This is a genomic window from Bacillus spongiae (assembly GCF_037120725.1).
In the GTDB taxonomy this organism is placed as follows: Bacteria; Bacillota; Bacilli; order Bacillales; family Bacillaceae_K; genus Bacillus_CI; species Bacillus_CI spongiae.
Genome location: NZ_JBBAXC010000033.1, coordinates 1 through 21,791 on the forward strand (window position 1 = coordinate 1; position 21,791 = coordinate 21,791).

General features: G+C 34.1%; 20 protein-coding genes and 3 pseudogenes. 7 read left to right on the forward strand and 16 right to left on the reverse strand.

The window, feature by feature from the left end; translation table 11 throughout:
• On the forward strand, window positions 1-231 hold a 231-nt coding region (locus WAK64_RS21745), incomplete at its 5' end, for an integrase core domain-containing protein (RefSeq protein WP_336589068.1).
• 764 nt (window positions 232-995) lie between these two features.
• Window positions 996-1,589 carry a hypothetical protein gene (locus tag WAK64_RS21750; RefSeq protein WP_336589069.1) on the forward strand — a complete coding sequence of 198 codons (594 nt, stop codon included), beginning with the start codon at window positions 996-998 and terminating at the stop codon, window positions 1,587-1,589.
• A gap of 52 nt (window positions 1,590-1,641) precedes the next feature.
• Here WAK64_RS21750 and WAK64_RS21755 read toward each other — a convergent pair.
• The 5 genes and pseudogenes from WAK64_RS21755 to WAK64_RS21775 form a co-directional block, all read right to left on the reverse strand.
• A pseudogene (locus WAK64_RS21755) lies at window positions 1,642-2,261 on the reverse strand (transposase); the annotation flags it as partial.
• A 687-nt stretch (window positions 2,262-2,948) separates the two neighbouring features.
• Window positions 2,949-3,462 (reverse strand): annotated as a pseudogene (locus WAK64_RS21760) (DinB family protein).
• A 303-nt stretch (window positions 3,463-3,765) separates the two neighbouring features.
• On the reverse strand, window positions 3,766-4,317 hold the full coding sequence (locus WAK64_RS21765) for a GNAT family N-acetyltransferase (RefSeq protein WP_336589070.1): 552 nt from the start codon (window positions 4,315-4,317) through the stop codon (window positions 3,766-3,768).
• A gap of 582 nt (window positions 4,318-4,899) precedes the next feature.
• Window positions 4,900-5,529, reverse strand: a complete 630-nt coding sequence (locus WAK64_RS21770) for a DUF4304 domain-containing protein (protein WP_336589086.1) — start codon at window positions 5,527-5,529, stop codon at window positions 4,900-4,902.
• A 179-nt stretch (window positions 5,530-5,708) separates the two neighbouring features.
• Entirely contained in the window at window positions 5,709-6,242 is a 534-nt protein-coding gene (locus tag WAK64_RS21775; protein ID WP_336589071.1) for a hypothetical protein, read from the reverse strand.
• A gap of 439 nt (window positions 6,243-6,681) precedes the next feature.
• Between WAK64_RS21775 and WAK64_RS21780 the strand changes: the two genes are divergently transcribed.
• The 3 genes and pseudogenes from WAK64_RS21780 to WAK64_RS21790 all read left to right on the forward strand — a co-directional run bounded on the left by WAK64_RS21780 (window position 6,682) and on the right by WAK64_RS21790 (window position 7,880).
• Window positions 6,682-6,810: a hypothetical protein gene (locus WAK64_RS21780; RefSeq protein ID WP_336589072.1), complete on the forward strand. Its 129-nt coding sequence runs from the start codon at window positions 6,682-6,684 to the stop codon at window positions 6,808-6,810.
• 11 nt (window positions 6,811-6,821) lie between these two features.
• Window positions 6,822-7,280: pseudogene (locus WAK64_RS21785) on the forward strand (IS110 family transposase).
• Between the two features lie 51 nt (window positions 7,281-7,331).
• Window positions 7,332-7,880 carry a transposase gene (locus WAK64_RS21790; protein ID WP_336589073.1) on the forward strand — a complete coding sequence of 183 codons (549 nt, stop codon included), beginning with the start codon at window positions 7,332-7,334 and terminating at the stop codon, window positions 7,878-7,880.
• A gap of 199 nt (window positions 7,881-8,079) precedes the next feature.
• On the opposite strand, the gene WAK64_RS21795 is transcribed toward WAK64_RS21790, so the two are convergent.
• From WAK64_RS21795 to WAK64_RS21830, 8 genes are all read right to left on the reverse strand, one after another.
• Window positions 8,080-8,469 (reverse strand): contact-dependent growth inhibition system immunity protein, encoded by a 390-nt coding sequence (locus WAK64_RS21795; protein ID WP_336589074.1) that lies wholly within the window; start codon window positions 8,467-8,469, stop codon window positions 8,080-8,082.
• Between the two features lie 156 nt (window positions 8,470-8,625).
• Entirely contained in the window at window positions 8,626-8,910 is a 285-nt protein-coding gene (locus WAK64_RS21800) for a hypothetical protein (RefSeq protein WP_336589075.1), read from the reverse strand.
• A 265-nt stretch (window positions 8,911-9,175) separates the two neighbouring features.
• Window positions 9,176-10,375, reverse strand: a complete 1,200-nt coding sequence (locus WAK64_RS21805) for a DUF2812 domain-containing protein (RefSeq protein WP_336589076.1) — start codon at window positions 10,373-10,375, stop codon at window positions 9,176-9,178.
• On the reverse strand, window positions 10,368-10,688 hold the full coding sequence (locus tag WAK64_RS21810) for a PadR family transcriptional regulator (protein WP_336589077.1): 321 nt from the start codon (window positions 10,686-10,688) through the stop codon (window positions 10,368-10,370). Before WAK64_RS21810 ends, WAK64_RS21805 begins: the two co-directional genes overlap by 8 nt.
• A gap of 415 nt (window positions 10,689-11,103) precedes the next feature.
• Entirely contained in the window at window positions 11,104-12,861 is a 1,758-nt protein-coding gene (locus WAK64_RS21815; RefSeq protein ID WP_336589078.1) for a hypothetical protein, read from the reverse strand.
• A gap of 276 nt (window positions 12,862-13,137) precedes the next feature.
• Window positions 13,138-13,608, reverse strand: a complete 471-nt coding sequence (locus WAK64_RS21820) for a GNAT family N-acetyltransferase (RefSeq protein WP_336589087.1) — start codon at window positions 13,606-13,608, stop codon at window positions 13,138-13,140.
• Window positions 13,609-13,680: 72 nt separating this feature from the next.
• Entirely contained in the window at window positions 13,681-14,079 is a 399-nt protein-coding gene (locus WAK64_RS21825; protein ID WP_336589079.1) for a DUF5412 family protein, read from the reverse strand.
• A gap of 62 nt (window positions 14,080-14,141) precedes the next feature.
• Window positions 14,142-14,828, reverse strand: coding sequence for a hypothetical protein (locus WAK64_RS21830; protein WP_336589080.1), 687 nt, complete (start codon window positions 14,826-14,828; stop codon window positions 14,142-14,144).
• Window positions 14,829-15,290: 462 nt separating this feature from the next.
• Here WAK64_RS21830 and WAK64_RS21835 point away from each other — a divergent pair, with 462 nt between their 5' ends.
• The gene (locus WAK64_RS21835; protein WP_336589081.1) at window positions 15,291-16,076 is read left to right on the forward strand and encodes an SDR family NAD(P)-dependent oxidoreductase; all 786 of its coding nucleotides are present in this window, start codon (window positions 15,291-15,293) and stop codon (window positions 16,074-16,076) included.
• A gap of 199 nt (window positions 16,077-16,275) precedes the next feature.
• Here WAK64_RS21835 and WAK64_RS21840 read toward each other — a convergent pair whose 3' ends face one another.
• A complete protein-coding gene (locus WAK64_RS21840) occupies window positions 16,276-16,689 on the reverse strand; it encodes a DUF4279 domain-containing protein (RefSeq protein ID WP_336589082.1) in 414 nt (137 codons plus the stop codon).
• Window positions 16,690-17,663: 974 nt separating this feature from the next.
• Here WAK64_RS21840 and WAK64_RS21845 point away from each other — a divergent pair.
• Window positions 17,664-18,524, forward strand: a complete 861-nt coding sequence (locus WAK64_RS21845; RefSeq protein ID WP_419465981.1) for an endonuclease/exonuclease/phosphatase family protein — start codon at window positions 17,664-17,666, stop codon at window positions 18,522-18,524.
• A 465-nt stretch (window positions 18,525-18,989) separates the two neighbouring features.
• Here WAK64_RS21845 and WAK64_RS21850 read toward each other — a convergent pair whose 3' ends face one another.
• Both WAK64_RS21850 and WAK64_RS21855 read right to left on the reverse strand, forming a co-directional pair.
• A complete protein-coding gene (locus tag WAK64_RS21850) occupies window positions 18,990-19,475 on the reverse strand; it encodes a DUF4367 domain-containing protein (protein WP_336589084.1) in 486 nt (161 codons plus the stop codon).
• A gap of 775 nt (window positions 19,476-20,250) precedes the next feature.
• Window positions 20,251-21,222 (reverse strand): NAD(P)H-dependent flavin oxidoreductase, encoded by a 972-nt coding sequence (locus WAK64_RS21855; protein ID WP_336589085.1) that lies wholly within the window; start codon window positions 21,220-21,222, stop codon window positions 20,251-20,253.
• Window positions 21,223-21,791: the final 569 nt, after the last annotated feature.

The following is a 21,791-nucleotide window of genomic DNA, read 5'->3' on the forward strand; positions in this document are numbered from 1 at the left end:
ACACCATCCTTCAGTAGGAAAGGCTGTCCATACGACAATGCCTGCATTGAATCTTTTCACGCTATTTTGAAGAAGGAAGAAGTCTATCACACTACTTATTTACATTACGAATCAGCAAAGATTACGTTGTTTCAGTTTATTGAAGGATGGTACAACCGTTGTCGTATTCATAGTCAATTAAACTTTCAGACACCTCAGGAAGTAGAAGATAAGTTCCGTCAATCTGTATAAAAAGTTAACTTATTGGTGTCTAAGATATTGACCCAAGTCCATTATTCCTAAATAAGAAAAAGTGAATTGAATAGTTACAATAGTAAGACTTACAATAAATACAATTAAAAATGTTGTAGATATTCGTTTTACTTTATACAATAAAGACAAATAAATACTTAGAGGCATAAGCATAATCAAGTTGAAAAATGTTAATTTTATAGAAATCCAGAAATAACAAGCTAAACCATAAGTAAGATACATACTAAACAGGTCACCAATAAAATAAAATGAGATTAATTGAGTAGTTGCTAGAAAGGCATATTGAGGCGGGAGCAAGATACCTCCAGTAGTAAGTTGAACTACATTTAGTAAATAGACAACAAAACTATAAATAATGAAGAAAGATTCGTAATTGTAAATACATGTGACGTAGAAATACACATAGGGGATAATCGTGACTTAGAAAATGAAATCCTCGCCAAAATTCTAAAAGATCAGCTATTACTAACGATATTGAACATATTGCTACTCAAATAATAAATTCATATTTATCCTCCGATGTAACATTGAAGTATGAACATAATCATGGACATATTCGATTTATTGAAAAAGCGAAATATCCTAAAGAAATCTACCATGAGGTAGCTTTTCAATTCAATAAAGAGTCTCAGTCCTTTAAATCTCCAGTTTGGATGCGAATATCCGATGATGATTGGATTATAAAAAATAATAATATTAAATAAAACTAGAAGATAAATTGAAATCGAGATGGAGTGATATTTTTGGATGAGAAGAACAATCATTCTTTTAAAGAAATTCTACAAATAATTTTTATTATTGTATTTATTACATTTTTATCAAGTGCTCTCCCAGAATGGTATATTCCACAATTTATAATGAATAGTGTTGTGTCTAGCATACTAATTATCATTATTGTGGTGGCTTGGAAACTAGGGGAACTAGTGGAACTAGTGGAACTAAAAGTAAAATATTTTTTCATTCAAGGTTATTGTTTATTATTTAGTCTTTCTTTTTTATTTGCTCAGCCAATAATTAAGTATTTTTGGCAAGAGGGGAATTCTTCATGGGTTTTATTATTAGTAATCTGGATAGTGGGGTTTGTCATTACAACATTCTTAAAGGAGAATATTTTTCAAGCCTTTTCAAAAACCTTTGAGAATAGGTTCAGCGTGGCCCTTCATATTGTCGTCTTTATTTGTATAATCGTTGGTCCGCTGCTAATTATTATTGGGAATTCAAATAATTTTTATATATTTTATCAGAACATTCCATATTTAGTGCTATATTTATTTTCTGCTCTATTACAAATGGCGCTCACGCTCCCTGCGTCTTTGAAGCACCTAAAAGATATTTAAACCCATTTCTAGCACTAGAATATCTGATGAAGCACCAACCTTAATAAAGTACACGATTCATCGCTTTCACCCAATAATAATAAGTACTACGAGGAATCTCTGCGATGAATAATAGTTTCTTTACGGGAAATTCATGCCTTAACTCATAGATTACTTGTGCTTTGTCTTGTTTGGTAATTTTCCCTTGTTTTGAACTAAGGCATTCAACTTTTTTAGGTAAGCATTTTCCAGGCGTAATTGTTCCAATTCTTGTTGAAGTGCCTCATAAGAGCCTTCGGTCTGCTTTTCATTATTGATTTGCGTATTTTCTTGTTTTTTCATAGATTGACGCCCCTCTTTCTTTGAAAACAGGGCATCAATTCCTCCTTTTTCTTAAGCAACTTTCCATTGCCTAAGTGATTCTGGAGAAGGGATGTTAAAAATTGCAGCCGTTTCTCTGATAGACGCCCGATTCTCGTTCATATAAGTAGGTACGTCTAGTTTAAACTCTACAGAGTAACTTGTATACTTTGTAATAAAAGCTCCTTCACCATAAGCCTTGTACAATTTCACCCATTGATGAAAATTACTGTGGTGCACCCCTATAGATTGAGCGATAGCTTCACCGCTGTCATTTCCATCAAGAAATTGTTTTACGGCTTTAATTTTTACTTCAGTAGAAAATTTGCCCATAAAAAAAAACACCTCCAATTGATAGTTGTGTCTAACAATTGGGGTGCAGTTCATCGATAAACGCGCCCTTTTCTTGAAGACTTCAATTCGAGATAACCTATAATTTAGTCTTCAAATAAATCCTCCACTACTTGAATAATAAATTAAATATTTACGGTTTATCATTTGGTTTAGACCAATATCCCAGACCTTCCAAAGCCCTTAAAATATCGTCCACTTCACTTTCTCATAGTGCATCATCAAATTTGTCTACTAATATCGTTCTAATTTTTGCAAGCCTATTAGTTATTTTCCAATCATTTATAAATTGAGTTGTTTCTCTTTCATATTCAGCTCTATGTTTTGCATCTCCTTCTTTCAAAAATTCTTCACCGAAGTAAGAACCCATTTTATGTAATGAAATTAAAATAAGCTCCACCTCTGTTAAAGCATCAATTATTTCTTCCCCTAAGTATGTTACGCTTTCATTTTTCCCAACAATTATTTACACTCTCAAAAAGTCTTGGATGAGTTCAGTACAAGTCACTCTTCCATTATTAATTTTTTCCTAATTTTAGCATATAAGTGTCTTTCGTTACTCTACAATCTGACCAGATTCATAAAGAAGAGGGCTTCTCTATTTCTGAAAAGCCCTCGGTTACGGAGTATCTACTTTGAATAATAAAATCAAACTAACCTAATATCTTGCTATTGAATTTTATCAAATAATGATGGTCTCGGTTCACCCATACCCAAATGTGCCCATTCTTCTTTTGAAGGCCCGTATATTCCCGGTACACTAAGTCCTGCTTGCCTCATAAGAATAGTTATTTGTCCTCGGTGATGAGTTTGATGTTGATTTAAAAATAATAATAATATTCACTTTTCCATTTTTTGATCAAAGCTCAAATAGATTCTCATCAGTCCATTGAGTTTTCAATGCCTCAACAAACTGATTTGAAGATTTAACATAGCTTTCGGCAATAAATTTAGCCGAAGAAGGGACGAGCCAGTCTTCATTAGGAGCTTTAAATTTCAAACCTGCCTGTGAACTAATCACTTTAATAGAAGTAACCGTATGCCACGCAATACGTCCAAGAGTCCAATGCTGTGGAATAAATTCTTGTTCCAATGATTTATCGGTAAGATTCTCAAGAAGCTTACTTGTAGCTTTAGATTCAAATTCCCAAGATATCAAAAACTCGTTTAATCTCTGGTACATAAATAATCGACCTCTCAATATATAGTTATATTTACTTTCTCCCTTTGGTAAAAATAACCCCCTGAACTGACATTTTAATATGTACAATAAATCTTTTTTGAAGAGATAGTGTCAAGAAGTGATACGTGAGAATAAAATATGATCTTCTTTTAGCAGAAACAAGTTTAGTCTTATTTTCTTGGGTATTTTAAGTTTGCCTTTTTACCAGCTATGTGAAAAGTCAATTTGCTTATTTATCGAGTAAAAGATGGCAAGGTAACATATTAAGAACCATAATTGTTGTCTTACCTTCTTTTAAATTACTTACCTGTCAAATTGTTTTCTGTTAAGGACATAATGATAATATTGTTCATTTTCAATATTAATAGTGTTAACATAGGTGAAGCCTGTTTTTTCTATCACTTTATTTGAGCTCACATTGTTTGTCAAAGCTATGGCATTAAGTGTTTCAAGGTTAGTCTTCTCAAACAAATAGTTAATCAATCCGTGTACAGCTTTAGTTGTATATCCTCTGTTTCTATAATGCTTTGATATTAGATAACTAATTTCTCTGTTTGGAAATGGTAATTGATCCCTCATAAAAGTAGCACAACAACCAATAAACTCACCAGTTTCCTTTAAGATAATCCCTAATTTAAGTTTATTACCGTCAATAGTAGGTACAGATTGTAAGAACTCTCTATTAGCAGGAATTTCCCAGTTTACTAACCAATCTAGCCTTTGCTCTTTAGTTGATTTCCAATCAGGTAAAAATTCTAAAACCCCAGGTTGTGTAGTAAGTTCATAATATTCATCGAGATCTTCAATTCTCAATTCTCTTAAATAAATATCTCCACAGTCTATTATAATTGTCATAAATGTATACTCCTTCTTAAACCTTTTGGTTTCAATATCCCTTATGCTGAAGACTTGAATTCGAGATAACTTATATTTTTTCTATCACAAATAATTTGTTAATTCCGCAATAGAGATAAGTCATACAAAATTAAACTTTGAGTGATTTACAACTCTTACATCGAGGACAAAGAAACTAAGAACATCAAAAAAAATAGGCTTAAACTAGTAATTACAGTCAATATAGATACTATAAACATTTTAAAATTTTCCTTACACTTTATGACTCCCATGAACCCAGAGATAATGCCGAAAAGAATTAATGATCCCCATATAAAATTCACTAATTGAAATGAAAATAAAATAAAAAAGTCAAAGAAGAAAAGCGTAAAGGTCATTGTTTGAAGGGTTATAATAAATAAAAGTAATTTCATTTTTCACCTCAAAGTTACTAAATCGCTTCATTATTTCAATAATATTCACAATTATAGCATGTATATTAGTATCGCTATTCCGTTATATGGCTCTCTCATGAGAAAGGGACTTCTCTATACAGAAAAGCGCCCTTTTGCCAAAGACTTGAATTCGAAATACTTTTTTTATTTAATAAGGAAACTCTTCTTTCAATAAAGAAATTAAATAAGAATCAATCTGGTTAAAATCAAGAATTTTGTTTTCAATAAATATATCTAACGACAAATAATTTTGGAGATATGTATAAGCTATTTCTCTATTATTTACCTTCAAGTTAGAAAAATATTTTGTCATATAATAAGCTTTTTCTCCTAATATTGGAACAACATTCAATAACCTTATTAGTGTATCATCTTGGTTTTCTATTATAAAACTATGCGTACCATGTTGTTCCATCCATCCCTCAATATATGGAATAGACTTAAGAATATCATCTTGAATTTCAGTTGTTAATCCATCTGACATCATAGCATTCAAAGATGTTGTTAATGAAGGGATAACTTGCTCAATTCTTTTACGAAAAAGACACTCTGACTCAGGTGGTCTTTCCTTAATAATTAATTGATTAGTAATAAGTTTAGGTAGTCCAACGGGGTGAATACCAAGGTTTATAAAGAAATAATCACCGTAACTGCTTTTTTGAATATGTATCAACTTATAAAATCCATTTTCAATTTTCCAGAATGAATTCCGATTTTTTCTATAACCATATTTTTTCGTAGCTTGCTTCATTTTCATTTTGAAATTCTCTAAACCCACCAAACCCCCTACCCCCTTGAATAGCTAGTCATTATAAAAACTTTGAGATCTCTTCAATTCTTTTTAAAATTGAGAAACTAGAATTTTGAATTACTCCAAAAGCGCCCAATTGCTGAAGACTTGAATTCGAGAGAAACCCCATTATTTTAAAACCTTCGTTACTTATAAATCATTCTTTTCTAGTCAGTATCAGTTACACAAATTAACCAAATACGTTTTAGTTCTTTATCTATTAAAAACCATGTACAATCCCAAGCGACATCATAAAACCAAGTACTCCATGGGTTATAGGAACGATATGGAAGAATATCTAAAATCCTATCGCCAAAGATGAATTGACATAATTCCTCTCCTAGATTTTTAGCCTCCTTTGGTGTTCCAGGAAAAGATTCATAAGCCCCACCATGATATATTGTGTCTCCAAAGTCTCCATCTAACAAAAATGGACTTATTCTTTCAAAATCTGTTTTACAAACTAATTCATCTTCTATTTTTAACTCTGGAATTGCTTGTTTAATGTCTTTAGATGTAAAAAAATTATTGAAATATCTTTCGTGTTCTTCACACAAATACGGAGATAGCAAGTTTTTATTATTTATTTTAAAACATTTAATGATTATCCCACCATTAACATGAGTAGAGATAATAGTCTGTTTAAATTTATCTATAATCGAATTGTTGATGTCTAACAACTCAATTGAATTAATATTCAACTAAATCACTCCTATTTCAACTATTATGATATCTATTTTACAGAATAGATAGTTTAGAATACTATATTTTTTCTTTCACTAACCTGTTCATTAACTTCATACCAATTATTTCAGACACACTCAGTTCTTACAATCAATTTCGAGTCAAAAAGGACGTTATATTAGATAATTGCGCCCTCGTATATTATTAATAACCAGATTTATTCTGGTTTTAGATCATTATTCTCTTTTCAAGATATAATGGTCTTATTCAGATAGAGGTTGTCGCTCGCGCCCTTGAAGCTATGTCTTCGTGTTATAGACTGACACCTCTTTCTTTATAGAACTATTCGAATGAGCTGGATGACACATTGTTGTCGTATATTGAACGAGGTTGGATATCCATAAAGTAAAAGAGGACTCTTCCATCTGATGACAATTATTTAGATGGTACTGTATTATGTTTTTTCTTGGAATTGATATTGGTAAACGTCATCACGAAGTTGAGTTAATAAATGATAAAGGGAATCCTGTAGGTAAGGCTTTACGTCCTCGAAATCAGGAAGCGAAAAACTACTTGATTATTTAAACGATCACGAAATTACACCTGATAATTTTACTTGTGGTATGGAAGCCACAGGACATTATTGGCTTTCAGTCTTCTCTATCCTACACAAGCTTGAATTTAAAATTACTGCGTTCAATCCGATGCAGTCAGGTGCCTTACGTAATTTTAATATGCGTAAGACTAAAACAGATTTATAGGATGCTTATCTTATTGCTCAAGTGATTCGAATTGATTCCCCCGACGAAACACCGTATGTTGAGGAAGACTTACTTCAACTTAGAAAATTAGAACCTCTACGATATACTCTAGTTGATCAAACTTCAGATGTTAAAAGGAAAATAATTGCGTTACTAGATCAGGTATTTCCTGAATACGAAGAGATATTCTCTGATGTTTTTGGCGCATCTTCTACTGAAATTCTTTTAAAATATCCTTTACCAGAGGGTTTATTACTCATTGATACAGACCAACTCGCTGAGTTACTCTACTGAGTTAGTAAAGGTCGTTATGGTCGATGGAGGGCAAGAAATAAAGCAGAACTATTGAAGGATAGCGCACAAAATAGCTTTGGTATTTCGATTAATTCAGACGTGTTTAAAATGCAAATTCACCTGTTATTTGAACAGATTAGTTTGTTTGAAAAGCAGCTAATTGAAATAGAGACAATGATGATTGAACTCTCCAATCGGCAAGAACATTTTCTCACGACGATTTCGGGAATAAGTGATGTAACAGCTGCTGTTATACTAGGTGAAATAGGTTCGATTAGTCGTTTTGAACGACCTGGACAACTTTTGGCCTTTGCTGGACTGGATGCTTCCGTTCATCAATCAGGTGATTTTACCGGTTCTAATACAAAGCTATCAAAGCGTGGTTCTCCTTACCTTAGAAGAGCTATATGGCAAGCTGCATTTGGCGCTAGTTTTCATGCCCCTGCACTTTCGCTCTACTACCAAAAATTACGAGATCGAGGAAAAGCTCATGGTACCGCAGTTGGTGCTGTTGCTAGAAAACTAACACATATTATTTTTGCGATTCTAAGAGATGAAAAACCCTATCAACCTCGTATTATCAAAGAAGAGAATAACTGACCTACGCTAATTATTTAAAAAGTGGAGAGGCTTAGGTTTTTTTGTCCTGCCTAAAAATCTAATCACAACTTAGATTTTTTTAAGTTAATACTTGACTATTTATAGCTGGTCTATAACTGAAGACTCGAATTCAAGATAATTCTACAAAACAGGAAAATAAATTTATTCAATATTGCTCCCTTAAGTTAAATAAGAGCCTTTATTTTGTTGAGTCAAACTTCATAACAACTGGTAAAAGTAATTCAAGTGTTGATTTTACATCTACTATAACTTCATTAAATTCATAATACAAAAATTCATTCTTTTCCCAGAATTCGTTATCAACTTGCAGAACTTGTACAAGTAGGTCTGCAGTATAAAAATCCCCTTCAACAAAAGGGTTAATTGCAAGCATGTCGATTGCTATTGGAATCATATAACTTAAACTCATTTTTTGACTTATCATTACTCTTATATCACCAGCATCAAAATCCTTGAGCTTTTTATTTCTTAAATCTGAGCATCTTTTTGTCAGGCTAGAATTAAATTCTTGTTCCTCTAATGAACCTTCCAATTCATTTAAAGTTTTATTTCTATAGAAATCACTCATTAACATTCACTCCTATCCAGAAATATCTTTATTCCACTTTTTGTGGATACCCCACCCGTTAGAAGAAAAACGTCACCTTTACATGAACTATTTATTCAATAAGTGCGCCCGATTGCCAAAGACTTGAATTCAAGATAATTACTCTTAAGTAACGGACTAGCTATCGATAGGAAAAGTACGCATAAAATCATTGATATCTTTGATTATATATTTTTCCCAGCCTAAATCTCTTATCTCTTTAGGAGTTGGGTTTCTTGTTTTCTCAATAGGTCGATAATCGTTAGTATCATTTAAAGACATTTTTTCTGGTGTATCCCATGTTGAGTCACATTCATCACAAACTAGAATCATTTTTTTTTCGCCTATATCCATCTTTATTTCGACCCAGCCTTGATTACATACAGGGCACCAATTAACCTTAATTTCATTTTCCCTTTTCATCAATAATCCCCTTAACCTATAATTATATTTCTTACTTTTTTGGATAAAAACAGCTACTTTCCATAATTATTACATTATTTAACACTACAGCTAACATCGTATTTTTAAAACCCATTCTTTAATTGAATTTTTTCTTGTATAAAAATAGCATATCAATTCACAAGCTGCTCAACAAGCTGGTCTTTTTTCATGAGAAAGGGACTTCCCTATTACAGAAAAGCCCTATTTATGGAATAACTAACCAGTTATGTATAAACCTTAAGCATTATTCCGAAATTAAATTAATCTTCTCCACTAAGTTTTCTAATACTGAATTTATATCAGCATAGCCATGATACCTAACATGGATGACGTTTTTTCCTTTAGAAGCAAGCAATTCCTTCATTTCCTTTTCCTCATGAACAATCAAAAGATCCAATTCTGGATGTTCTGTTTCTATAAAACCTTCTTTACTATCTTCATATCTATATCTTTCAATTAAATCAGAAATCAGATTATCCGTTAGGGCTGGTATATTTAGCTGATAAACTTGTGTATGAATAGAAGGTGAATATTCACCACTTCCATCTTCCCATATTTCCCCAGGAACCACACCCTGTTCATTTGTTTCATATTGCACGGGTGCCAATGGACTCCAATCATACGTATACCGGTTGCTCCAATCAATATTGTCACTCACATAGAAAGGTTCCCCTCTAACCAATGCTGGATTGTCTTCTACATCTGCTAACCTGACAAACGGTAAGTCAAGGTTTGTTTCGGGCAACGTTTTCATATCCATCTTTAGAATCTGAACGAACGGTATAATAGCACTCAATCCAACGACGATTGTAAAAAGAAAAGTGATGGTAGAGTGTAATCGATGGTGCTTCTTCCATGGAGCATGATGGTCAATCTGTTTGCCTTCAATAAGATTTCTTCGTAAAGCACGAATAGAAATGGATGCTTGAATCGAATTATAGGCTAAGTATCCTAAGAAGATTACTAAAATTATTTGTTGAATAGCCCCACCTTCCACCATAACTAAAGTTGGTGTCTTACTAAGAAACCAAGAAGCAGAAAACATACCAATAATTAAAACCGCAGCGACTATTACAATAACAGCATTTAAAGTTAATTTCTTGTCCAGTTCATTTATTGTATAAGACTGCTCGCCAGGATCTGTATGAAGCTCAGGTGCATCGAGTTCTTCAGGTGATGAAAATACATGAAAAAAACTATAGCTTGTTACATAATCCCAACCATAATCCTCATACATCTTTATTTGTTCTGGTGTAACCTTCTTCTTTATAGATACATCTATTCTATACTTCATTTTCTTAGGTTCCACTTTATCAAACTTTGCAAAATATATCCCCATTTTTTTTAGATGCAACCCTTTTGCAGCCATGTCTGCAAACCAACTTTCATGCTCGCCAATTCGCCAATAATCACTGGGCCGAAGTTTATGGACAGTTTTATTCATCCTCATCACCTTCCTCTAAAATGCTACTATCTTTTATCAAGGCTTTCAATCGACCATACTCTATACGTAAAGCCTGTTCCCCTTCTGGTGTTATTTGATAGGTCTTCCTTCTGCCATCATCTTTTGCTAGTGATATAAGACCATCTTTTTGCATTCGTGAGAGTACTCCGTATAGTGTCCCCGGTCCCATTTTTATCCTTTGATTTGATACTTCTGTAATTGCATGCATAAGCTGATACCCATGGTTAGGACGCATTAACGCTAATAGTACATAATACATGGCTTCTGTCATTGGTCCTCCATTATATGCCATTGTCTACTTCCTTTCCTTCATATATAAAGTTATTATGTTAAGCGATATATCGTATAGCATAATATTACATCATGAAATAACTAGAGTAAATGAAAATAACAGTATTTTCATATTCACAACAAAAAAACCGCCCTAAATAGCGATCTTCTATCTCAACTGACAGTATGATCTTTTTATTATCTCGAATTCAAATCTTCAACAATCTGGCCCTTTTCTTGAATAACTATATTATCATTCAGAATTTCTATCTCTAATTATAAAAATCCCTTTGGATCTATATCCAAAGGGTAAAACGTCGTATCTTTTTTATAAACATCGTGACTTTATTTTAAATCTACAAATTGTTTTGAGTTTATATTTATTATGTTGACAAGTGCCCCTGTTTGGCGAAGCAAAGTTTAGTAGAACCTATTCCCTATTGCTTTTCCGTCTCTACTAATGAAATTGGGTTTACTTCACCTACATCTAACAACACTTCATTATTATATAATAATTGAACTCTATCTAAAAACCATTCAACAGTCGATGGGTGGTCAATGTCTTCAGTATGCATATACATAATTGGCGCAAAGGTTTGTGCATAATAGCCTGCAAATTGATAATCAGATACAACCATATCATTTGCTACTGAACTACCTGTTTTATCTTTGAACCATTTACTTCCGATGCCGAACCCTGGGCTCTTCGTCCCAATTAGATCGTCCTCAAACGTATTTCCCCACAAACCATCAAATGCAACCCATCTATATAGTGGATTTGTTTCATAATCACTGCCGATTAATACAAAATTATTTTCTATATCCCATATCGGACCTCTGTCTGTTACATCACTTGGCAGCGGGAATCGGGAATAAGAATTTACTTTCGGGTAGCTAGCATGTGAAATCTTCGCAGAAAAACCTACAGGTCTAAATTCATCCATTAAGTCTACTTTGCGAACATTCATCTCATTACTACCATCAGATTCATTCACAAGAATGACATCATTCGTATTCATGAATTGTACGGAAGCTTGCTGGCCAAAGTCTAGAGGTGTGCCGACTGCTTTCGATCCATTCCATTTCGACCATTGAATCGTCTGACCATTCCACTGACCAATATTATAGTAAAGCTTGTCTCCACCTTCATGGATTTCAAAAATTTTCCCATTACTTGTCATCGTAATATCAGGTTCATTCCCCGTATCATAAAATGTCCCATTTGAAGTCCAATCAATTCTTTCTCCATTTAATGCCCCAATATTGTAATAGAGGTTTCCAGAGCTTTCATGCATTTCAATGATCGTACCGTTTGTAGCCGTAACAGACGGATTGTTTCCAGTATCATATTTCTTCCCTTTAATCATCCAATTTATTTTGTTGCCGTTTACTTCCCCTAGACTATAGTAAAGATTTCCTCCAGTAACTTCATTCTCATGGATTTCAACAATGGTATCATCTCCTATAAATGAAACAGTTGGTTCTTGTCCTGAATCATAATAGGTACCATTTGCAGTCCAGTTAATTCGATTCCCTTCAATCGTTCCAATATTATAATAAAGACTTCCACCTGTTACTTCGTTTTCATGTACTTCAATAATTTTCCCATCATCCGTTACCGTAACAGATGGATTTTGCCCTGTATCATATTTTGCTCCGGTACGAAGCCACTCAACCTCGTTCCCTACTATTCTTCCTAAATTATAATAAAGGTTCCCGCCCGTTAGTTCATTCTCATGAACTTCAACAATCATCCCGTCATTCGTTACAGTTACTGATGGTTTTTGCCCTGTATCGTAATCGCTACGTTCGTAGCTTTTAATATTTTCACTATAAGTAAACGGATCCTCATACCACTTTCCTTCATTTGAATGAGCAGCAAAGTATATCGTTTCAATTTCTTCAGTTTCTTTATTGGCAATCACTCTTATTTTTTCCCAATCGCCTTCATGAGCCCCTTGACCAAATGCTCCATCCATTACTCCGTTATACGGGTAAAAAAAGGAATATTGAACCCCAACTTGAGTATCATTTTCATACACTTGAGCATACGCTTTTGCTGACTTTAAGTCCCCTCTTTTTGTGGCCTCATCAACAATATTTAGTCTTAAGTTCTCATCCTTTGCATAGGTTAATGTACTGTTAAACCACAACAAACTACTCATTAGTAAAATAGCCGTGACGAATTTCCTCATCCTATTCTCCTCTTTCTACTCTCTTTTTGTTCAAATTGTACAGGAAGAAGTGGGAAAAAACAACAATTTTCAGAATTAACAGTAAATTAAGTTGATAGAACTATATATTTGGAAAAATTAACTACAAGGTTTTGCTATGAAGCTAAACTCACACAGAAACAAAGTGAGCATCTTAAACAGTTATAATATTAGAATGGCAAACCAAAAACGCCTAGAGATATTCTCTCTAAGCGTACGATAATGAATAATTGGAGTTAAAGTAGACCAATAGACCAACTAGGCCTCGCAATAATAGGTCATTTTCAAAAACTCAAATGTACTACCATTTGTTTCTTGCAAAAACGTTTTCTCTTCTACAAAGCCGACCTTTTGATAGACTTTTATCGCTCTTTGATTGAAAGTAGCGACTGATAACGTGATAGTTTTTGGTGCCAAGGTTGATTGTACAAACTCTAGCCCTGAATTAATGAACTCCAACCCATTCCCTTTCCCTGTCAGATTTGGATGCATTCCCAGTCCGATATCCACAGTGGTTGTGTCAGTCTTATTTACACTAAAGAAACCTATTAATCCCGTTTCGCTTGTAACCGCAAACAAGGAATCTCCTCTTGCTACAGGGTCTAAAAATTCAGCTAAATCCTCTTGATCTGCTTCCATATCATAAAAAGAATACTCCCCTTCATAATGCCATTCGTACGCAATCTCTTCTGCTTCTTGCTGTGTCATCTTAGTAAACTTGTATTCCATCATAATCCCTCCATGTCATCCTTTAATTGCTAGACTTCCACATGAATTCCGACTATTCAAGTCCAAAAATCATTATTCTCTTCTATAATCATATTGTGCATTTGGGACATCAATCGAATACCCATTAATGTTGACTGTATCTGCATCCGTCCAGTTGCTTGTTGCTGTATCCTCTCGGTCATTCCAATATATATTCTTTGTTACATCATCTTCTTCATGAAGGATTAATTCCCCTCGAACAGCATGCGACGTTGTCGCACCTACATTTGTGACATATGCCTTTAATGTATACTTCCCGCCTGGGGATATTTTTTCTGTCAGGAATTCACCTTGTGGTAATTGATCCAGATCATAAAATAACCAATACACTCCATCACTAATCATTGTTACAACCGTTATGCCGACGAATGTACCAATCAGCACCGCCTTCTTCATGAACGAAATTCTATTATTGTGATTAACCATTTCCATTTTCACATTACCTCTCATATTTTATAGGACTTACTTTCATCCTAATTCATGAGCTTGTTCTTCTATAATTCTCTTACTTTTGTTTCAGACCTAATGATAATATTCACTATATTATGAGAACCATTGACCATCTCTTCTCCCTCTTCTAATACATTGATGTACGTTTCAATCATAGCGGTTTTATCTTCATTTGGTTTTAAAGTGACTTCATAGGGAGCATCTTTATTAAGTAAAGACACTGTTTTCACCTCATCTTCATAAGGATACGTTTCATAAAATAACACCTCGAATGAAACGGGTTCATCACTATAGTTTTCAAACGGAAGTTCGCATTTTGCAAACAAAGTCGCTTCCTTTGCTTCTTCGAATGTACAGCGGCTCCGTTCTATCTTGTATGAAACCGCATCAACCCCCCTTGCGATAGTCTTTTGATATGTCTGAAAGAGATAATCCGGTAATAGCATAAACACAATAAGAACAAGAATAATTGTTCTACCTTTATATTGATTTAATGATTTTAGCAAGAAGAAAAGACTAAGGAATAATAGACATAAGGAGGCTACGCCTATTCCATTGACACCATCTTGATTTTCAAGTGGAATATTAAATAGAAAAAGCGTATTGACTCCATTGAACTTTTCATGAGGCAAAAAACTCGCCAAAAGGAGAGATAACATAAATAAAATAAAAAATATGCCGAAGAACCTTCTATTTATTTCTATATGATTCTTTTCCTTTTTCGTGATCAAGTAACTTTCATCTCCTTTCATTGCCCTTACCTGTTCAGCATTGTATAGTAAAGAGCCCTGTTTGAAAATTAATGGCTTCGTTTCCTTCTAAACCAGTTTGTTCTCTTCTCCTTATCTATCTAACAAGCTCAATTCATTGTCATTCGATAGACAATAACAATAAAACTCATCTACAACTCCTATAAACCTAGTACTATTCTTCTATAATTTACTTTATTATCCTAATTATAACAGTTATTTCTTACTATGACGATCTAATGATCGATTTACTCTTATTTCATTTCTTATAAAGCAATTAGAATATGTAATGATTGCCTTCTTAGTATCATTTATCATACAATTAGGATAACGTTCATACATACTCAACTTAGCTGATTTTAAGTCGATTGAATTCTAGACTATTTTTCTAAACGAATAATTCGACTAGTTTCATTTAAAAAATTGAAAAGGTGATGATAAAGATTGGATAAAAAATTTATACTTATAACAGGGGCTTCTGGAGGAATTGGCTATGAACTAGCCCACTTATTTGCCAAGGATCGTCATAATCTACTACTCGTTGCTCGAAATGAACAAAAACTGACGGAATTAGCCAATACATTAGCTTCTACCTATTCTATCGAGGCAAAAGTTTTACCGAAGGACTTAACAAATCCACAAGCGCCTCAAGAAATCTTCGATTATTGTCAAAGTGAAGGAATGACTATTGATGGTCTCGTAAACAATGCTGGGTTTGGAAATTTCGGTTTGTTTGCCGAAACAGATTTAGTGAAAGAAATGGAAATGGTTCAAGTCAATATAACGGCTCTTACCTACTTAACTAAACTATTTTTACCGAAGATGGTTGAACGTAAATCAGGTAAAATAATGAACGTTGCTTCAACAGCCGCTTTTCAACCTGGTCCCTATTTAGCGAATTATTCCGCAACAAAAGCCTATGTACTTTCTCTTACAGAAGCAATTGCGAATGAAGTAAAGGGTACAGGGGTATCTGTCAGTGCGCTTTGTCCGGGTCCAACCGAAACTGGTTTTCAATCGGCGGCGAATATGGATAACTCGAAGAATTTCGAAGCTGGAAAAGTGATGGATGTAAAATCCGTAGCGAAAGCTGGTTATAACGGCTTAATGAATGGAAAAACAACCATCATTCCTGGGAAAATGAACTTTATCATGGCTACATCAGTTCGTTTTGGTCCTCGAAAATTAATCCCAAGTATTGTTCGAAAAATGGTCGAACCGAAATCATAAGAGTATAAATAGGATAATGTCCTATTCAGGCGCTTTTCAAAAAAGAAAAGCGCCTGATTTTTTATTAACGGGTTCCTTCCGTTTCGTGATGCAATCTAGGTAAAACACATCCTGTTTTTTACAGAAAATCTCAGAGCAATTCACTCGAATAATCACATTAGAAAACGCTGTTGTTTCCAACATCAACAGCGTTTTTATTTTAACTAAATATATACAAATCAAAATGAATTTCCGCTTGAATTGAACTAGCAAAATCAATAATGTTTTTCCGTAAATACATAGCTGGCTTTTCGTTATTCTCAACTTGAATCACTACCATAAAAAAATACTCTAAACCGTATTTCTCCTTGAGAAGTTTTAATTGTTCCGTTTTCCCTTCAATCGAATTTAGAATTACGTTCAACTGATTATTTATATCGTATGATTCTTGGTATCCAGTGCTTATAGTCCAATTAGTTTCTATTCTGTATCTGATTTTCGTGGATACAAGATGGGGATTATTAGGTCTTTCAATAACATCTCCCTTTTTATAAGTTTTTGTTGGCTCAATAACAAGGGTGTTTGTAAATGCCTCCACAGGAAACTCATCAGCCACTGCACTAAAATAAGCCATAACCTTGGTTTTATCCAGAACGGTTCCTCCTCTATCGTAAATAAATGATATCTTTCATAGTAAAAACCTTATCAGCCAGCCCTATTTTTTGGGCTGGTGTTAATTCTTCTTTATCGCAATATATATATGGCAGACAATTGTTATAAAAAGTTGGTAAAATGGTTAAAGTCATTTTAGCATATTTAGGATAAAAATTTCTTCGGCTACGGATCAATTAGAGAAGGAAGTGAAAGTGCGATTCCAAGTAGTACCGACAGGCGAACCCATTGAATCGGATAGCATTGTAATTTTGAAAACCCTATTTTACTTCCTTCAAGTCTATATTGGCTTGGTTTATTTACATCGGAGTATTCATTTTGAGTTTCACCGAACCATTTATAGAATGGATTAGTGCAATGATTAAACTGAATATGATAGCTCCGACCATTTATGTGAAAGATAATCGGTTTGAATAAAACTTCCCTATAATTCTTGGCAAACTCCTTGGGAAGCATTTTCGAGATAGTTTTTCGCTCTGCCTAACTTCCGTAAGGAGAAAGGTGATCCTACAATAACAACATTATCAGTCTTAGTTGCAAGACGTTCTAGTTAAAATGTAAACCCTTCTTTTGCGTAACCTTTACGTATTACGACAATACTAAACATTTATCGCTATTTACTAGCTAGATCCTTTTTCATACTATTAGTTTATAGAGTGAGAAGGCGCCGAACCATTCTATACAATAGTACTAAAATATGAAGCTATGAAATCACTAAGATAACGGAATAATCGAGAGTGAGTCTTACTATGAATTATTTTTCTTCTATACAACAATAACTGCCCAATTTAACGATTTGTTCTCTGACTTTTTAAAACGTACATAGTGTAGTACTAGCTTCAGCTATTCATACAGCAGTACCATTCCTCCATCGTCATAACCATTAGTCTACTAATAATTTTCTTAATATTCTAATAAAAAGGAGACGTGTAGTTGATGAAAACAAGATGTATTCGTTTACTAACTATTCTATTACTAAGTTTCACTTTATTTTCTGTTGATTCCATTGGCGCAAAAGCAGCTAGTACTACTGGTTCATTTTCATTATTAACCTATAATGTGGCCGGTTTATGGGATCCCATTTCCTCTTCTAACCCAGCTGTGAATACCGAACAAATAAGTCCAAGATTAAATCATTATGACCTTGTTCTCGTACAGGAGGATTTTAACTATCATAAAGACCTTATTTCAAAGGTGAATCATGAGTACCTATCTTCTCATTCTGGGGTAATGGCTTTTGGAGACGGATTAAACAGAATGTCTATTTTCCCATTTTCTAATTTTAAACGCGAGGATTGGGATGACTGTTATGGTATCTTTTCTGCCGGCTCCGACTGCCTAACGCCAAAAGGATTTTCATTTGCTAGGCATGAAGTGGCCGACGGTGTGTTTATTGATGTTTATAATTTACATGCAGACGCTGGTAGCAACGATAAAGACTTTAACGTTCGAAAAAAGAACTTTTTGCAAGTCTTATCGAGAATAGACCAATGGTCCAAAGGTCAAGCTGTCATCGTAACGGGGGATTTCAACAGTCATTGGAAGGATGTTGATGGTGTTCGTCAATTTGCAGAGGTCGGATTCTCTGATGCATGGGCAGAATGGCATAACAACGGGGAAATTCCAGCTGTTGGTGTATCTGGTGGACGAATAGACAAGATTTTATACCGAAGTGGGGATGATGTTACAATAGATATTACAGAGTACGCTGTTCCTCATGAGGACTTTTTAGATCGTAATGGCAATAAATTATCCGATCACAAGCCTGTATCTGCACAATTTGAATTTCATTATTAAATAGAAGGAAAAAGGCTTCTTAATCATTTTTCAGTACATGAAAAACCTCTCCTATTAACGTGGGAGAGGTTTATTTTAGTGGTGCAAACAACGAAATAACGGATAAAAATCTACTAGTTCATCTACCTGGATCACAATATATTTCTCCATACAAAAAGACCGATTCAGAGTCAGTCCTTTTTGGTTTTAGGCAGTTTTCTCTACAGTTGAAATGTTAAAAGGTGCAATTTCTTATCCAATTCCTCATTTATTATTACATCTGCATCCATCATAATTTTTTATCGAATGTATCTCCTTGGAAGTTATCTCCAATACATTCAGAGACTTGAAGTATTTATGTATTAATTCATCAAGTCCATTCTTATAGAAACGTTATGAAATCAATATGTTCTTTAAAAGCAGCTAGAAGACTCTTATTTCAATCATTCGATTCCTTATATAAATTCCGATTGCTTAACCTCATATTTATTCAAAGGATTCAGCAGTCTTGATCAATTCTTCTTTTGTAACTTCTTTTTCAGATTGTTTACCATAGAATATGAGGCTATAATATATACCGTCTTTATCCCATTCTAATATCATAGCTTCTGCATCGTTAACCTTATATCGCCCAGTAATCTCTCCTATCTCTACTTCTTCTCTCCTCATATTTCTTTCTTCAATATTTCCTCCATTAAAAGCCTCCAAGCTCATTCTGTTGTTGACTCTATTGTCGCTTTCATCTAAACTCATAAAATCAATTACCATTAAATTATCCTGGTTTTCATCATAAATCACTTGTGTATCAGTCACTTTAAATGGAGTTATGGTTGGTAATTTAGGCTGAAATGCCATCCCTTTAAGTTCTTCTTTTAAACTTGAGTTATCAAAGTCTTCGAGACTGCTGAAAGCCCCAAAGTTCGCACAAGCTGTTAGGAACAATACGGTAAGAAACACAAACGTTTTTTTCATAAAATCCCTCCTAATTCAATATATTTACGTTTGAACAATAAAAGATGGTTCCATTATCTCCGAAAAACCTTTTCCATTAATCTGTAAGTTTCCGGAATAGTTGATCTCCTGAGTATTTCTGGTTCTGAGACACCCATATTAAACAACAACCATTATAAAAAAGAAGAAGAACTAAATAAAAAAGTAGCTCCGACTATGGTCACAAATGTTCCAAACTTATATTCTTCAACTTCTGTTACGTCTCTTCTTTCTGTACAAGCCTTATGCTTTTCTGAACTTTTGATTTTTCTCTTGTTTGTTAGGGCACATCTGTATCACTCCATTCCCTGAATGGAAATTCACTCTTTAAGATATTCAGTCTTGAATTAACAATTTTAAACTCTCATTATAAGATTAACATAAAAATCCATTTCTTCTTCAAAAAAATTACCTTGCCAGCATACAGAGAGTCTTAAATAAGACTATTAGAAGTACAGAATTATCTTTAATGAAAACTATTTATTAATTAAGCAAAAAACTTACTATCCAAAAAGGGGGAAATACCAAAAAATACTACGTTTTCTCCGTTAAACTAACTTATGTTTCTTGAAAAAGAGCTCATTTAATTCATAACAAAAAGAGCTTGATTATCCAAGCTCCTTGTAAACCTCAAACCTAATTAAAGGTCAATTATAACTGTTTTTTGGTGATGTGTGGTCCAAAACCAAACCCACTTACTAACTTGTGAATGGTTTTATCGCCTATGCTCTAATAAGTTTCTGGTTATTGAATGGTTCTATAACAAAACAGCGGAAACGCTTTCATGAGCCGCCTTATAAGCTCGTTGTAAATCTTCAACGATCTCTGCTACGGTTTGAATTTTTTCGATTTGATTGACACCTTGTCCTGCAGACCAAATGTCCTTCCATGCCTTTGTACCGGATTGATTAATAACAGACAAATCAACATTTTCCTTACTTTGAAGGCCTTTAAGGTCAATTCCAGCTTTTACAATACTACTTTTTAAATAATTTGCTTTCACACCTGTGAAGGCATCAGTGTAAATTAAATCCTCTAAGGTTGAATCAATCAGCATTTGCTTGTATTCTTCTGGTGCAAAGCTCTCTTTTGCGGAAATAAATTTCGTTCCAATAAAGGCTAAATCGACTCCTAAAGCTTGCGTCGCCAATATATCACGTCCGTTCGAAATTCCACCAGCTAAAATCGTGATTCCATCCCAAAATTCTTTTACCGCACCTGCAAATGCAAAGCTGTTAATTTCGCCTGCATGGCCGCCTGCCCCTGAGCACACGAGGATGAGTCCATCGACACCAGTTGTCGCCGCTTTTTTCGCATGTGCAATCGTCGCTACATCGGAAAACACTAAGCCACCGTATTCATGAACGACTTCCACCACTTCTGCAGGATTACCAAGTGAAGTAATCACAACTGGAGGCTCATATTTTTTTACAAGCTCAAGGTCCGCTTGATATCGTTTATTGGAGCGGTGAACGATGAGGTTAACGGCCCATGGTGCCACCTTCCTTGTCGGATCCTCTTCTTTAGCCGCAATTAATTCATTGGTAATGGTCTCCATCCATTCTTCTAAAATAGCTTCTGAACGTGCATTTAACGTTGGAAAAGAACCGATAATTCCCGATTTACAGCTTTCAATGACTAAGTTAGGACTTGAGACTAAAAACATTGGTGCAGATATTACTGGCAGTGATAATTCTTGCGCAATCTTCTCTGGTAGCTTTGTTTTCATTCGATAAAACCCCTTCCAATATTCTTTTTGTTCTCATTGTTTATTACGCCACTTCCTTCTGTTTTTCCTTCTTTACCCACTAACTTTTTCCTATCATTCTGTTAGAATATGTACCTCTAATGGTAATATAGCGCCAAAATATTACTATGTTGTCGTGAAACAATAAACGCACATGTTTTTCCAATCTTTATCTTCCTCGATGAAATTAGCTCTTTCTAACTTAGCTTCTAGCTTATATTCCATCTTAGTACTATCAATTAACTTGTAATCTTACTTTTCAATATCGTAATCGCTGTCTCTTTTTGCAAACTGTACAATTATATAGCACATTATTGTCCCCTTTGTTCAGATTCGCTTTCATGTATACAAATAAAAAAAGATAAAGAATTTAACCTTTATCTTTTCACGTTATCCTAGAGATAACCCACCCAAAAAGGTTTATAATGTTGTCTCTTCACCATTTTCTGTGATTTGCACCCAATCCTAGAAATTAGTTAACGAGAGTGCGCAGCCGATCAGGCGATGTTCTTCTTCAGCTTGGAGACCACTTAGTTGGTAGAATAGGAGCT